This is a genomic window from Streptomyces sp. NPDC087901 (genome assembly GCF_044742205.1).
In the GTDB taxonomy this organism is placed as follows: Bacteria; Actinomycetota; Actinomycetes; order Streptomycetales; family Streptomycetaceae; genus Streptomyces.
In genome coordinates this window covers 247,939-260,956 of record NZ_JBIUUC010000013.1, presented here as the reverse complement: position 1 = coordinate 260,956, position 13,018 = coordinate 247,939, and the positions used below count along the sequence as shown (strand labels likewise).

At 67.9% G+C, this 13,018-nt stretch carries 13 protein-coding genes and 4 pseudogenes; 9 read left to right on the top strand and 8 right to left on the bottom strand.

Translation table 11 applies throughout. The features are described from left to right. Positions 1-223: 223 nt before the first annotated feature. From ACIOEW_RS32290 to ACIOEW_RS32275, 4 genes and pseudogenes are all read left to right on the top strand, one after another. A complete protein-coding gene (locus tag ACIOEW_RS32290) occupies positions 224-601 on the top strand; it encodes a nuclear transport factor 2 family protein (RefSeq protein ID WP_362557065.1) in 378 nt (125 codons plus the stop codon). 146 nt (positions 602-747) lie between these two features. Continuing rightward, a pseudogene (locus tag ACIOEW_RS32285) lies at positions 748-915 on the top strand (transposase); the annotation flags it as partial. Between the two features lie 26 nt (positions 916-941). Then, positions 942-1,256 (top strand): annotated as a pseudogene (locus tag ACIOEW_RS32280) (IS3 family transposase); the annotation flags it as partial. A 58-nt stretch (positions 1,257-1,314) separates the two neighbouring features. Then, positions 1,315-1,899 (top strand): annotated as a pseudogene (locus ACIOEW_RS32275) (IS3 family transposase); the annotation flags it as partial. A gap of 140 nt (positions 1,900-2,039) precedes the next feature. Here the strand turns inward: ACIOEW_RS32275 and ACIOEW_RS32270 are convergent. Next, positions 2,040-2,603 carry a helix-turn-helix domain-containing protein gene (locus tag ACIOEW_RS32270; RefSeq protein WP_362557066.1) on the bottom strand — a complete coding sequence of 188 codons (564 nt, stop codon included), beginning with the start codon at positions 2,601-2,603 and terminating at the stop codon, positions 2,040-2,042. Between the two features lie 104 nt (positions 2,604-2,707). Between ACIOEW_RS32270 and ACIOEW_RS32265 the strand changes: the two genes are divergently transcribed. Further along, the gene (locus ACIOEW_RS32265) at positions 2,708-3,616 is read left to right on the top strand and encodes an NmrA/HSCARG family protein (RefSeq protein WP_401968109.1); all 909 of its coding nucleotides are present in this window, start codon (positions 2,708-2,710) and stop codon (positions 3,614-3,616) included. Positions 3,617-4,185: 569 nt separating this feature from the next. Here ACIOEW_RS32265 and ACIOEW_RS32260 read toward each other — a convergent pair. The 4 genes from ACIOEW_RS32260 to ACIOEW_RS32245 all read right to left on the bottom strand — a co-directional run bounded on the left by ACIOEW_RS32260 (position 4,186) and on the right by ACIOEW_RS32245 (position 6,945). After that, the gene (locus ACIOEW_RS32260; protein ID WP_401968106.1) at positions 4,186-4,767 is read right to left on the bottom strand and encodes a DUF6529 family protein; all 582 of its coding nucleotides are present in this window, start codon (positions 4,765-4,767) and stop codon (positions 4,186-4,188) included. A 14-nt stretch (positions 4,768-4,781) separates the two neighbouring features. Continuing rightward, entirely contained in the window at positions 4,782-5,276 is a 495-nt protein-coding gene (locus ACIOEW_RS32255; RefSeq protein ID WP_362557071.1) for a hypothetical protein, read from the bottom strand. Positions 5,277-5,558: 282 nt separating this feature from the next. Beyond that, positions 5,559-6,749, bottom strand: a complete 1,191-nt coding sequence (locus ACIOEW_RS32250) for an SPFH domain-containing protein (RefSeq protein WP_362557073.1) — start codon at positions 6,747-6,749, stop codon at positions 5,559-5,561. A gap of 61 nt (positions 6,750-6,810) precedes the next feature. Further along, a complete protein-coding gene (locus tag ACIOEW_RS32245) occupies positions 6,811-6,945 on the bottom strand; it encodes a hypothetical protein (RefSeq protein WP_362557075.1) in 135 nt (44 codons plus the stop codon). An 864-nt stretch (positions 6,946-7,809) separates the two neighbouring features. Here ACIOEW_RS32245 and ACIOEW_RS32240 point away from each other — a divergent pair. The 4 genes and pseudogenes from ACIOEW_RS32240 to ACIOEW_RS32225 form a co-directional block, all read left to right on the top strand. Beyond that, positions 7,810-8,628, top strand: coding sequence for an isocitrate lyase/phosphoenolpyruvate mutase family protein (locus ACIOEW_RS32240; protein WP_401968103.1), 819 nt, complete (start codon positions 7,810-7,812; stop codon positions 8,626-8,628). A gap of 119 nt (positions 8,629-8,747) precedes the next feature. Then, positions 8,748-8,879 carry a hypothetical protein gene (locus ACIOEW_RS32235; protein WP_362557079.1) on the top strand — a complete coding sequence of 44 codons (132 nt, stop codon included), beginning with the start codon at positions 8,748-8,750 and terminating at the stop codon, positions 8,877-8,879. After that, on the top strand, positions 8,880-9,080 hold the full coding sequence (locus tag ACIOEW_RS32230; RefSeq protein ID WP_362557086.1) for a helix-turn-helix domain-containing protein: 201 nt from the start codon (positions 8,880-8,882) through the stop codon (positions 9,078-9,080). Between the two features lie 348 nt (positions 9,081-9,428). Next, positions 9,429-10,083, top strand: a pseudogene (locus ACIOEW_RS32225) (transposase family protein); the annotation flags it as partial. Here ACIOEW_RS32225 and ACIOEW_RS32220 read toward each other — a convergent pair. Genes ACIOEW_RS32220 through ACIOEW_RS32210 form a run of 3 tightly spaced genes read right to left on the bottom strand, consistent with a single transcriptional unit; the run spans position 10,012 to position 12,983 of the window. Continuing rightward, positions 10,012-10,710: an ATP-binding protein gene (locus ACIOEW_RS32220; protein WP_362557612.1), complete on the bottom strand. Its 699-nt coding sequence runs from the start codon at positions 10,708-10,710 to the stop codon at positions 10,012-10,014. The pseudogene ACIOEW_RS32225 and the gene ACIOEW_RS32220 sit on opposite strands and share 72 nt — an antisense overlap. A 27-nt stretch (positions 10,711-10,737) precedes the next feature. After that, positions 10,738-12,108, bottom strand: coding sequence for an APC family permease (locus ACIOEW_RS32215; protein WP_401968099.1), 1,371 nt, complete (start codon positions 12,106-12,108; stop codon positions 10,738-10,740). Continuing rightward, complete coding sequence (locus ACIOEW_RS32210; protein ID WP_401968097.1) at positions 12,105-12,983, bottom strand: carbon-nitrogen hydrolase family protein; 879 nt, start codon at positions 12,981-12,983, stop codon at positions 12,105-12,107. The genes ACIOEW_RS32215 and ACIOEW_RS32210 overlap by 4 nt, the downstream gene beginning before the upstream one ends. Between the last annotated feature and the right edge of the window lie 35 nt (positions 12,984-13,018).

Below are 13,018 nucleotides of genomic sequence, written 5' to 3'. Positions count from 1 at the left end.
CACCTACCTCCACGCGCACCACCAGGAGGCAAGAACGACTCCAGCCGATCCCACTCCGCATTCGTCAGATCCCCACGGCCCATACAGCCAGCCTGGCCCCAACACCCCGCTCAAGTCAGGGGATCCGAGAAACAGGACCTAGTGCTGTGACCGGGATGGTTCACCGTGATCGGAAGGCGGCTCGCGGGACGAGCGCACGCGAAACGGCTGGTACTACTGGGGCATGCAAGAAGAGACCGCACGCTCCGCGATCGACACGTTCATCTCCGCGTTCAACGCCTCAGACGACAGCTATGTGACTGCCCTGCTCTCCCAGGCCCTGACCTCAGACGTGGTCTTCTGGGGGCCGTTGGGCCGCAGCGAAGGAATCGCGGCGGTCGAGCGGTTCGTGCTGGACATCCGGCGCCACCCAGCGGGGACCGGCACGATGGTGCGCTGCTCAGCCGTAGACATGCCTGACGAGTGGGCCCGGTACCAGTGGGTCTTCACCACGCCGGATGGAGGCCTCCGCCTGGCGGGAACGGACGTCGTCCATCTGCGGCGGAGCCTCATCGACCAGGTCATCGTCTTTGCGGGGGAGATCGAGGCGTCCGCCTCCTGAGTCATCCTTCTGTCGCTGTCCTTCTCCTGAACTTGCCCCTTCGGCGCTCGGGGGCTGCGGTTCGCAGTTGGTCAGGCTGCGGTGTTGAGGGGGCGTCCGCCCCAGCGGATGCCCTTTTCGCTGCGGAGGCCGGCACGTTCCTTGCGTTGTGGCGGGCTTCGGCCGGCAGGCGGACGTTCAAAAACGTCGCTGCCGATCTGAACGTCAACCCCGAGACGCTGCGGACCTGGGTACGTGACGCCGACGGCCGTCCGGCCCCTGCCGGCGCGTCGCAGGACACCGAGGCCGACTTGGCCCGGCTGCGGGCGGAGAACACGCGGCTGGCCAAGGCGGAGAAGGAATGGCAGCTGGAGCGGAAGATCCTGCGGCGGGCAGCGACCTATTTTGCCCGGGAGATGGAGGGAAGACCGCCGCTTGGGACTTCCTCTCCGCCCATGCCGAGGTGTTCGGCATCAAGCGGATATGCCGGCTGCTGGAGGTCTCCCGCTCGGGCTACTACCGGTGGATCGCCGGCGCCGAGGCGCGGGCGGGGCGGCAGGCCGCGGAGGACGTGCTGGTCGAGGAGACCCGCGAAATCCATGCCGAACACAGCGGGACCTACGGCGCGCCTCGAGTCCATGCCGAACTGCGCGGCTTCGGCCACACGGTCAACCGCAAGCGCGTGGCCAGGCTAATGCGCAAGCACGGCATCGTCGGCCGTCACCTGCGCAAGAAGAAGCGCACCACGATCCCGGACCACCTCGCGCCGCCGGTGGCACCTGGTCCAACGGGACTTCACCGCCAGTACACTCGACGAGAAGTGGTGCGGCGACATCACATATGCGCAGGTCGGAGCCGCGTGGCTCTACCTAGCCTGCGTCATGGACATCCGCTCGCGCCGGGTACTCGGCTACTCGATGGCCCCGCACATGCGGGCCGAGCTCGCCATCGACGCGCTCCAGGCCGCGGTCGCGGCCCGCGGCGGTGACGTCACCGAGGTGATCTTCCACGCGGACAGGGGCTCGCAGTACACGTCCGCCGCGTTCGCCCAGGTCTGCGACCGGCACGGCATCCGCAGGAGCATGGGCAGGATCGGCTCGAGCTATGGCAACGCCCTCGCCGAGAGTTCCTGGCAGGGACTGAAGCGCGAGACGATGCACGGGAAGCTGTTCTTGACGATGCCGCAGGCGAGGCTGGAGATCTTCCAGTGGCTCACCTACTACAACGCCCGACGCCGACACAGCGCGCTCGGCGACCTCTCCCCGCTGGAGTTCGAACAGCAGCACCACAAGACAGCTCAACTCCCACTCGCAGCATGAACCCCTGTGTCCACACTCCGGGGTCACCTCAGTTTGCGAATTCGGGGCCCAGCATTGATCACTTCGTCCCGTCGGAGTTCATCCGGCCGGACGAAGTGCTGCCGGGCGGGAGGCCCGGGTGCGGGCCTCGCACCCTCGTCTCACCTCCGGGGGCTGACTCCCCCCACCGTCAGGCCGAGCAATCGGTGCGCCTCGGCGACGGCGTCCGGGTGGTGTTCCGTGGCCAGGGCGATGCCCGTCACCAGCGTGACCAGGTCGGCGACGGTCACGTCCGGCGGCACGGCGCCCGCCCGCACGGCATGCCGCAGCAGCGGATCGGCCGCCCCGGTGAGCTTCGCCGAGCAGGCGTTCACATGTTCCGGGTCGTCCATCATGCCGTCCTGGACCAGCGCGTCGGCCATTCCCCGTGCGGAGGCGGCGTACGTGGTGAGCGCGCCCAGCCACTCCAGCAGCGCGGCTCGCGCGTCAGCCGCTCCGGCCAACTCGCCCGCGCGGGCGCACAGGACCTCGATCCGCTCGCTGAACACCGCCTCCAACAGTGCGCGTCGACCGGGGAAGTGCCTGCGCACGGTGGCCGAGCCGACCCCTGCGGTGCGGGCGATCTGCTCCAGGGACGCGTCACGGCCGTGCGCGGCGACCTCCTCCTCGGCGACGGCGAGGATCCGCGCGTAGTTGCGCCGGGCGTCCGCGCGCTGGACGGTCATGGCGTCATCTCCGAGCTTGCTAAGTGGCGGGGCCCTCCGTATCGTACCGGAATGTAAGTGGCGGGCCTCGCCACTTAGCTGTGCGCCACCATCCGAGGAGCACCATGACTACAGAATCCGCACCCGTCCTGGTCATCGGCGCCACCGGTCAGCAGGGCGGCGCCACCGCCCGGGCCCTGCTGGCGTCGGGCGTTCCGGTCCGGGCGCTGGTCCGCGACCCCGCGACCGAGCGGGCGAAGGCCGTCGAGACGCTCGGCGCCGAACTGGTCACCGGCGACCTCGACGACCGCGACTCCCTGACCAGGGCCGCCGCAGGAACCCGCGCCGTCTTCTCGGTCCAGATGCCTGACGTGAACGGACGCGCCTTCGAAGGCGAGGTTGAACAGGCCGTCAACCTGATCGAGGGCGCGAAAGCTGCTGGAGTGCCGCAGTTCGTGCACACCTCTGTCTCCGGTGCCGGGCAGCACATGAACTGGGTCAAGGACGACTGGGCCTGGATGGAGCCGTACTACGCAGCGAAGGCCGGGATCCAGGACCGGGTGCGGGAGGCGGGCTTCGCGCACTGGACGCTGATCAAACCGGGCTTCTTCATGGAGAACTTCCTCCCCGCCGCGGAAATCATGTTCCCCCGCGGGGTCGAGGGCGGCCTTGTGAGCCTTTTGAAGCCCGCGACCCGGCTGTCGCTCGTCGCGGTCGAGGACATCGGCAAGGCAGTCGCTGCGGCCGTCGCAGCGCCGGAGCGGTTCGACGGGGTCGAGCTGGAGCTGGCGAGCGACAGCCTGACCATGGCAGACATCACCGAGGTCCTCTCCCGCAACCTGGGCACGGAGCTGACCGCGCCCGACCTGACCAAGGAGGAGGCGACCGCCGCCGGGATGCCCGACATGGGCTTCGGACAGGCACACATCAACGAGTCCCCTCAGCCCGCCCTTCCGGCATTCGCTCGGGACCTCGGTATCCCCCTCACCACGTTCGAGGCGTGGGCGCAAACACACCTGCGCGCCACCGCCTGACGCTCGCTCTTTCCGACAGCGGGGGATGCTCCTGTCCAGCCCTCAGGGTCTGTCCATGACCGTGAAGGTTCCCTCGTGGACGGTCGCCCACTCGTCGGTGTCGTTGTGGGGCGAGTGCCCGGCCGTGACCCTTTCGCTGCCGACGTAGGGCAGGTTGATGCACTCGTCGCCGGCCGGGTGGCGCGGGGCGATGGTCAGCGCCTCGCCCTTGTCGTCGGTGAAGGCGTGACAGAAGTCGCCGGTAACGGCGAAGGCGGATTCGGGGACGGCCAGGGCGAGGACCAGTCCGGCCGGGCCCGCAGCGAAGGCACTGACACCTCGGCCTCCAAGACCACAACCGCGCCTTGAAGGCCGACGTCAGCCGGGCCCCGAATTCGCCAACGGCGTCCGTCAACGGCGCCCGGTTCAGGACAGCGGTGTCTGCCTGCGGGAATGTATGACGCTGTCGGCCCAGTCCGGGGAGCCTTGTCGCACGGACGCGAACCCCCTGTGGCAGGACGGGGTCCGCTCCACTCCGCACCCAGTACAGGACAGCCCAACGCCCACCGTGATGCCCGGAGCGGGCGCCCTCAGACGGAGGAGAAGCCTGGTGCCGAGTCGCCGTTCAGGGCCCACAGAGCGGCGGTGTACCAGAGGAGGGCCACACCGAGTACAAGCAGGGCGCCCACCGCTGGGAGCAGCCAGCCGGGCAGGCGCCTGCTGCGCACGACGATCACCTTGGCCACGAACGCACCGTAGAGGGCGCATCCGGCGAAGGAGTGGATCGCGACCCGCGGGGACGTCGTCTCGTTCCCGTAGGTTGTAAGACAGTGGTAGGCGATCGGTAGCGAGAAGAGGAAGCTGAGGAACCCGAGCACGCGGTGTCCCCGGCGCACCGGTCGGGGCGCGGAGCAGGCACCGGGCACGCGGCCGTACATCCACAGGGCGAGGCCGAGCTGAATGAGGGCGAGGCCGAGCAGGGTGGTGCTGAGTTGGGCCTTGAGTTCGACTGCGGCGTTGCCATGCTCCCCGAAGAGTCCGTTGTAGTAGCGCGGGGTGTGGTGGGCTCCGAATAGGTAGATCCCGACAGCTACCGCGATAGGCAGCAGCACGACGAGCACGGCACTGGTTGCGAAGGCTTTGCGGTCGGCTTCGCCTTGGTGCGAACTCATGCCGTTCTACCGGCTCAGCTCTCGACCTGCTTGCCCTTGGCGTCCAGGACGTACCACTCGGCGCCGAACTGATCGAGGGCCTGGCCATTCGTCTGGCCAGGCTTCTTGTCGCCGGCGTAGTAGTACAAGGGATGGCCGTTGTACGTGACCTGCTGGTCTCCGCCGGAGCGCTTGGTGATGTCGAGCAGTTTCTGGTTCACGCCCTTGCCGGCCTTGGCGTCCCCCTTGCTGAGCAGCGGAGGCCAGGCTTTGGCGCAGTCACCCGTGCAGTTCGATTTGTTCTTCTTGTCGGCGAGGAAGAGGTAGAGGGTGCGGCCCTTCTCGTCGACGAGGATGGCGCCGAGCTTGTCCACGGACTTCGTGTCGACGGTGGCCGGTTTCGAGGGCGAGGCGCTCGGGGTGGAGCCGTATGCCTCCTCCGATGTGTCGCTCGTACTGTCGGAGCACCCGGTCAGGGCAGCGGCGAACAGTGCGGCGGCACAGGCTGTGGCCATGGTGGCGCGCTTCATCCAGGGCTCCTTGGGTGGGTGTGCGGCGTGGCCCCATGCCTCTCCCCGCCGGCGCCTGCCCACTCACGGCGCCATCGTCAACGCCACTCACCCGGCGGTAATACTCTCCCGCGAGAGCCCCACGATGTGGGGGGGGGCGTGTTCATCCCGGAGTACGTTGTCGGCCGCTGGTGGGAAAGCCTCCTGCATAACCAGTCCGCAATGCGGCTCACGAGGACACGAAGGCCGGTTCCCGCCGACCGGACGCCCGGCAGATGGACCGGGGCGTAAGGGGGCCGGCTGCTACGGGGTCGGGCCGGGCATCCGCACGCTTCTCTTCCCGTTGACGGCAGGACTTTTCGTGTTCTGCAGCGCATCAAGGATGGCCAGGCCCTGGCCCACCACGCCCGCGGCGATCTGATTGACGCCCTCGGTGCCGTTGAGGACGGTGAGTGTGGCGCTCGACATACCGCGGGCGGCCGCGTCGGCGAGGGCCGGCAGGTTCTCCACCACACGGTTGGCGGCGATCAACTCCTGGTTACCATCGCGCAGCGAGAGGGCGCGGGCGGTGTTCGCGTCGGCCTGGGCCTGCGCGAGAGTCCGCTCGGTGTAGGCGTTGCCGTCCGCCTCGAACTTGGCACGGTCCCGGGCGGCTTCGGCCAGGGTGCGCTGTCGGTATGCCTCGGCGTCCGCCGGGCGCCTGACTTCTCCTTCGAGGCGCTGGGCTGCCAGTTCGGCCTGGCGCTGGGCGAGCGCGGTTTGTTCTTCGATGACCTCGTGGGACGCTCTGGCCTGGGCGAGCGGGCCGGCCTGGGCGGCGCGGGCGTTGGACTGCTCGGTCTCGGCTAGGAACCCGGCCCGCTTGATCGCGGTGTCCCGCTCGTACTCCGCCTTGAGGGCGGCCGCCTGCTGTTCTCGTTCGGTCGCTTCCTGGTCGGCCTTGGCCTGGGCGATTCGCGCCTGGCTGGCGACTGCGGCGGCATGCGGAGCTGCAAGGTTGTTGATGTATCCGGTGGCGTCCTCGATCTCCTGGATCTGGAGCGCGTCGACGACGATGCCGAGTTTCTCCATCTCGCTGTGACTGCCCGCCATCACCTCCTGGGCGACCCGGTTGCGTTCTCGGATGATCTGTTCGACGGTCAGTCCTCCGACGATGGACCTGAGGTGGCCGGCGAAGATCCGGCCGACGAGCTCCTCCATCCGTTCTTGCTCGGAGAGGAAGCGGCGGGCTGCGTTGGCGATCGAGACCGCGTCGTCACCGACCTTGAACACGCAGACCGCGCGCACGCTCAGTCGGATGCCCTGCTGGGTTACGCAGTCCTCCGCGATCTCCGCTTCCCGCAGTGCCAGGGACAGCATGCGGGCCTTCTGCTTCACAGGCAGTACGAAACTGCCGTGGCCTGTGACGATACGGAACTGTGTCGCCTGCGCCTGCCGTTTTGTACCGGATATGAGCATGGCCTCATTGGGCGCGGGGACCTGCCAGAACAACATGAGAGAACTCCCGTCGAGCATCGGGACGCAACTCACTTTTTCAGACCTTTTGCAGAACCATTCAGGACGGCAGCGGCTCGACGATCACCGAGCGCGCCGAAATGGAGTCGATGACGATGACCCGTGTGTCTCTGGCGAGGGTGGTGTCGGTACGCGACCACGCCGCGTACGTCTCCGAGCCTCCGCGCACAGCCACCAAAACCTCACCCGGTCCATCCGGAGGGATCCCCACGGTGATTCTTCCGATTGCTCCGACCGGGCTCTGGGAGGACTCGTCAGCGCTGGGCATGGGCCCTCTCGCCGGGCATAGGTTTCATGATCACTGATGATCGCCTCCGGCCCTGTTCTCGATCGAGAGCCGCCACGGCGCATGAGCCGTCGGAGACAATTCTCCCGATGTCTTCACGGTACTCCCGTCCTCGGCCGGGGTGGGGCGCGGCGTCGGTACCCGCCGCCAGTCTGCTTGGACTTGCCTGTGATGCTGTTGCCGGACGCATCGACCTGCCTGCGCAGCGATCTCGCGACGGGCTCGGGCAGTAGCCGCAGCCCCCGTCGCACGCACTGGCGTCCGCAGCCGCCGCCCTGCAGCGCTTCGACAAGCTCTTCACCGAAGAAGCCACGTCCAAGGCGATCAACCTGGGCACCGGCACCACGGTCCGCGAGCTCGTCGACGCCGTCAACCAGGTCGTGGAGGCTCCAGCGAAAGCCCGGGACATCGACTCCCGGCCCGGCGACGTCGCCGGCGCCTACACCCGCAGCGACCGCGCAGCAAACGACCTCGATTGGCAACCGCAGTACTCAGTTGCAGAAGGCATCCGCGACTCGCTGCGATGGGCCGAAGTCCGCGACGACCGGCTTCCGTAGAGAGCAAGCAGGGCCCATATTTGCGCTGTCAATCCGTGACGTGGTTACCCCTGGTACTGACCTGCCGTTCAGTGGTCTGCTCCGGAAATTTTTCGGGGGTTGACTTCGGAGCCGGGGCCATGGGCCGGTTTCGAAGTCGACGTCTGTGTCGGATTCTTGCCAGAAGATGGGCAGTAGTCGATGTTTGACTGCGTCCATGACCATCACGCAGCCGGCCAATGCCCACCTCTTCCGCTCCCTGCACACCCCAGCTGCACCCCTCGCGCTCGCCAACGCCTGGGATGTTGCGAGCGCCCGCGTCATTGAGGCCGCGGGCGCCCCCGCGATCGCGACCACCAGTGCCGGTGTCGCCTGGTCGCTGGGTTCTCCGGACGGCGACATCCTTACCCGCGAACGGGCGCTGAAGCTGGTCGCCCGGATCGTCGCTGCCGTCGCGGTGCCGGTCACCGCTGACATCGAGGGCGGGTACGGGAAGGACGCCGCCGACGTCGCCGAGACCGTCGCCGGGGTCCTCGCGGCGGGCGCCGTCGGCGTCAACATCGAGGACGGCACCCGGCCCGCGGCAGAACTCGCGTCGCGCCTGGCCGCGGCCCGGCAGAGTGCCGACCGAGCAGGCGCGGATCTGTTCCTCAACGCCCGTATCGACACCTTCCTGCTCGGGCTCGGCGACCCGGACACCCGGCTGAAGGAAACCCTGGCTCGGGCTCATTTGTACGTCGAAGCGGGCGCGGACGGCATCTTCGTTCCCGGCGTCACCGACACCGCCACCATCGAGGCGCTGGCCAGGGACATCTCCGTACCTCTGAACGTCATGGCCGGCCCCGGCACCCCGAGGGTGGCCGAGCTCGGTGCCCTCGGCGTGGCTCGCGTCAGTCTCGGATCGGGCGTGGCGCAGGCCGCCTACGCTGCTGCCCGCCGCGCCGCACAGGACCTCTTCGGCACCGGCGGCTACGACTCTCTCGCCGAAGGCATCGCCTTCCCGGAGCTCAACGCGCTGCTCTCCGGGCCCCGCTGACCTGGCCACCAACTGCCCGCTAGCGGGCCTCGCACACCAGGAGTTGGCCCGTCTGTCGTGCCTGTTGCCGCCGCCTGTCCAATATTTCTCACCCCCCAGACCGCAAGCGGCTGAAGAAGATGGCCTGGGGCCACAAAAGCGAGTACCAGCAGCGGGTGCGGGCGCAGATCGTGCTGCACGTCGCGCGCGGCCGCTCCCACGCCCGCATCGCGCGGGAGACGAGCCTGCACCTGGACACGGTGCGCCGCTGACTGCACCGCTTCGCCGAACAGGGACTTGCCGGACTGAGGGACCGCCCACGGCCCGGCCGCCCGTCGTCGTTTACGCCCTTGCAGGCCGCCGAGGTGAAGGCGCTGGCCTGCCGGCTGCCTGCCGAGGGCGGAGTGCCGCTGTCGCGCTGGTCGGGCCCGGAGCTGGCCCGCGAGGCCACCGAGCGGGGCATTGATTCCTAATGCGGTCTGTCAAGCCGCGCGGTGTGGTGCTGGTGTCTTCCGACGGACGACCTCGCTGTCGATTCCCTACTCAGCGATCATTCGCAATTCCTAACTGGCAGCCGAGTCGTCGTGGGGCACCGGGCGGCCAATCAGTGGAAGCCACAAACGGCAGAGCCTTTTGAACCACACCCGGCACCCCTGGGCGGTCAACCATACGAAGGGCTCACCACATCCCGCAGGAAAGCGTAGGGAGCCTTTTCGGCGCGGCCACCGATCGGGTGATGGCCTCGGTGCCCGCAATGGACAGGTCTCCCGCGCCGTTGGGTGAGGTGTTCGAAGCCTCAACCTGTCGGTCCGGGAGCCGTGTTGGTTCCGTATCCTTCCGTGCTCGACCTGCCTCATGCGCTGGTCGAGTGGATCACGATGCTCATCGTCACCCGTGAGAGTGACCGCCGCTGCAAGCTGCCGCCGCACCAGCGTGCCCTGGTCGCTCTCGCCTGCCTACGCAAGCATGACACCCTCGCGCAGATCGCAGCTGGCTTCGGCATATCCGTGGGCACCGCCCATGCCTACATCGCCGCGGTCGTGCGACTGCTGGCCGACCGGGCGCCGGGCCTGCTCAAGACCTTGCGCGAACACGACCCCGACTACGCCCCCTAGACGGAACCCTCAGCGAGTGCGACCGCCTGGGCGACGGGCGGGCCGACTACTCCCACAAGCACCGACGCCACGGCGTGGATGTGCAGGTTGTCACCGATCTCGAAGGCCGCCTGCTGCGGATCTCGCCGGCCCTGCCGGGCAGAGCCCACGACTTGTCCGCCGCCCCCCCACCCACCGCATCATCCGGATCTGCGAGCGCCAGGGCGTCCCGATCCTGCCCTACCGCGCCTACATCGGTGCGGGCCCGTGGGTGACCACCCCGATCCGACGTCCACCGGGCGGTGAACTCTCACCGACTCAGCAGACCCTCCACCGAGCTCTCGCTCATTCCCGGGCTGGCCGGCACCGTAGGACTCTGCGGTGTCCAGGAGGTTGGCACCGAGCTTGACGGCGCGGCGCAGGCCATCGAGGAAGCGCCCGTCGTCCGTCTCTGACTCAGCGCCCTGTGACAGCCCGATGGCTCCGCAGTTGCGCCGAGAGGATGGGCGAAGAGTCGTCGGCCGAGATGGCGTCGTGTGAGGTCGAGAGGGGTCATCGACGAGGGCCTGCCGGAAGGGTGTATGGCGATGACGATCTTTCCGTTCTCCGTCTCCTCGACCGACCAGGCACTCGCGAGGCTGTCCACAGTGAACAGGCCGCGCCCGCTTGCAGCCACCGGTCCCTTCGTCAACAGGTAGGTTCGAAGGTCGGGCAGGTACGGCAGTGATGTCGGCCCGCGGTCGACGACGCCCAATGCCACACCGAACTCGTAGGCCTCAACCCTTATGAGGACCGCACCGCTGCTGTGCTGGATGGCGTTGGCGATGAGTTCGCTGGCCACCAGCATGGCGCCGAAGAGCTGATCCTCCGCCTTGCCGTCCAGGATGTCGGCCAGGACGGTACGGGCGGCGTGCTGCGGAGCATCGAGTCCGTCGAGCACCACATCACGGTGGATCGGCAGGTCTCCGAGGCTCCGGTCGTGCACCGGTTCAGCAGTTGTCGGGGGCATCCTCGTCTCCTCTCATCAGGAGGGGAGCTACGCGGTGACTCTGTCCGTGGCCGCGGTGTCGTCGTCGAAGGTCATCTCAGGTGCGGGTCGGCGGAAACCCTTGGTCAGGACGGCCAGGTAGACGACGCCGATCGCGAGCCAGACGCCGCCGATCTGGAGTGCGACGTCACCGAGCCTCGTGAGCAGGTAGAGGGAAACGCCGACGCCGATGGCCGGCATCACCAGGTACGAGAAGAGGTTGGGGGTGCGGCCGAGTCTGCGCTCTCGCACCATGTGGGCGATCACGCAGACGTTCACCAGGGTGAAGCCGAGGAAGGCGCCGAAGTTGATGAATGAGGTGGCTGTGGTCAGGTCGAGTTTCATGGCGATGACACCGGCGGCCGCGGTCAGCAGCAGGTTCAGGACGGGCGTGCCGGTCTTCTTCGACAGTTTGCCGAAGACGGCCTTGGGCAGTGCGCCGTCGCGTCCCATGACGTACATGAGGCGGGCGGCGGAGGCTTGCAGGGCGATGCAGGAGGCGATGGAGCCGGCGATGGTGACAAAGTTGATGATCTCGGCGTACGTCTCGCCGCCGACCTGGACCTTCAGGTGGTAGGCGGCCGCGTCGACGTCGGCGAACTTCGCGCCGGGGTGGACTAGTTGCATCACGAAGGACAGCACGATGAAGATCGCTCCGGCGGCGATGACGCAGCCGATGATGCCGCGTCCGATCGTCCTGGCCCCGCCCCTGGTCTCCTCGCCCAGTGTGGAGACGGCGTCGAAGCCGAGGAAGGAGTACGCGGCGATAGCGGCGGCCGCTGTGACCGCCCCGATCGACGTGCCGGAGTTCCACAAGGCGTCCGTGGCGGGGGCGGAGGAGCCGTGCTTGCCGAGGAAGACGACGCACAGGGTGGCGAAGAGGATCAGCGACCCCAGAGCGATGAACATCAGGACCTTGTTGACGCGGTCCGCGAGCTTCATGCCGAAGACGTTGATGGCGGTGGTGATGCCCACCGAGACGATCAGCCAGACCCACTTGGGTATCTCAGGGAACTGGGCGTTGAAGTAGATCGCCGTGATCAGCCAGCCGACCATCGGGATGAAGAAGTAGTCGAGCAGCATCGCCCAGCCGGACAGGAAACCGATGCGGCTGTCGAGCATCTTGCGGGCGTAGGTGTAGACCGACCCTGCGCCGGGCACGGCGCGGGCCATTTTCGCGTAACTCAGCCCGGTGAGCAGCATCGCGAGGGTGGCGATGGCGAACGCGGTCGGGGCCGCGCCGCCGCTGGTGGCGGCGACCACGCCGAACATCGTGACGACGATGCCTGGGGAGATGTAGGCCAGGCCGAACAGGACGACGGAGAGGAGGCTCAGGTCGCCCTTCAGTCTCATGGTGTTCCTTGTGGTCTCGCTGTTCATCGTGGTGGCTCCTCGGTGGTGTGGGCGGGGTTCCAGGTGGCGGGGTCGATGCGGCCCCCGTAGAGCGGGAGTTCGAGGGCTGGGTCGCCGGGGCGGAATTGGTCCCAGATCCGGTTGAGGCCGGCGGTGCCGTAGTGGCGGACGTTGCTGACCTCGTCGAGGTCGATCACGTCGGTGAGGGTGGAGTTGCCGGCATCGACGGTTTCGGCGCGCACTGTGCCCTGTGGATCGATGACGAGACTGCGGCCCGTCCCGGATGGGGCAGCGGAATTGACGCTGGCGACGAAGACCTGATTGGTGATGGCGTTGGCGCGGTTGAGGACGACTTCCTGCGCGCGGTCGCTCGTCGACGTACGGACCACGTTGACGATCAGCTCGGCGCCCATCCAGGCCAGATGGCGGGAGATCTCCGGGAACCATGTGTCGTAGCAGATGGACAGTCCGATGCGGCCGACCCCGGCCAGGTCGACGACCTCGAACCGGTTGCCGGGTGTGGTCGTCTCGTACGGGCGCCACGGGCAGATCTTGCGGTACGCGGCGAGGCGCTCACCCTGTGGTGAATAGACCGGTGTCGTGTTGTGGACGTGGTCGTCGGTGCCTCGTTCGTAGACGCTGCCGGGTACCAGCCAGATGCCCAGATCACCCGCGAGCTCGGCGAAGGCCGCATTGCGTTTGCCGTCGAGCGGCTCGGCCCCCTCCTCCGGGGCGGCCGGGACGCCGGGGGCGCTCTCGCCGAGGTGCAGTTCGGGGTAGACGACGAGGGCGCCGGGTGCGTGCAGTTTCACGCGCCGCTCAACGTCGGTGGCAAAGCCAGCGAGGTCGTCAGCCGGGCGGCCGGGCGCCTGGGCGAGGATCAAGGGAAGGGGGCGGGCCATGCGGGAACCAGCCAATCGAAAGGATTGTTGTACGC

Excerpts from the sequence above, each read along its gene's own strand:
- ACIOEW_RS32290 (WP_362557065.1), top strand. The coding sequence starts at position 224 with ATGCAAGAAGAGACCGCACGCTCCGCGATCGACACGTTCATCTCCGCG.
- ACIOEW_RS32270 (WP_362557066.1), bottom strand. The coding sequence starts at position 2,603 with ATGACCGTCCAGCGCGCGGACGCCCGGCGCAACTACGCGCGGATCCTC.
- ACIOEW_RS32265 (WP_401968109.1), top strand. The coding sequence starts at position 2,708 with ATGACTACAGAATCCGCACCCGTCCTGGTCATCGGCGCCACCGGTCAG.
- ACIOEW_RS32260 (WP_401968106.1), bottom strand. The coding sequence starts at position 4,767 with ATGAGTTCGCACCAAGGCGAAGCCGACCGCAAAGCCTTCGCAACCAGT.
- ACIOEW_RS32255 (WP_362557071.1), bottom strand. The coding sequence starts at position 5,276 with ATGAAGCGCGCCACCATGGCCACAGCCTGTGCCGCCGCACTGTTCGCC.
- ACIOEW_RS32250 (WP_362557073.1), bottom strand. The coding sequence starts at position 6,749 with ATGTTGTTCTGGCAGGTCCCCGCGCCCAATGAGGCCATGCTCATATCC.
- ACIOEW_RS32240 (WP_401968103.1), top strand. The coding sequence starts at position 7,810 with ATGACCATCACGCAGCCGGCCAATGCCCACCTCTTCCGCTCCCTGCAC.
- ACIOEW_RS32235 (WP_362557079.1), top strand. The coding sequence starts at position 8,748 with ATGGCCTGGGGCCACAAAAGCGAGTACCAGCAGCGGGTGCGGGCGCAG.
- ACIOEW_RS32220 (WP_362557612.1), bottom strand. The coding sequence starts at position 10,710 with ATGCCCCCGACAACTGCTGAACCGGTGCACGACCGGAGCCTCGGAGAC.
- ACIOEW_RS32215 (WP_401968099.1), bottom strand. The coding sequence starts at position 12,108 with ATGAACAGCGAGACCACAAGGAACACCATGAGACTGAAGGGCGACCTG.
- ACIOEW_RS32210 (WP_401968097.1), bottom strand. The coding sequence starts at position 12,983 with ATGGCCCGCCCCCTTCCCTTGATCCTCGCCCAGGCGCCCGGCCGCCCG.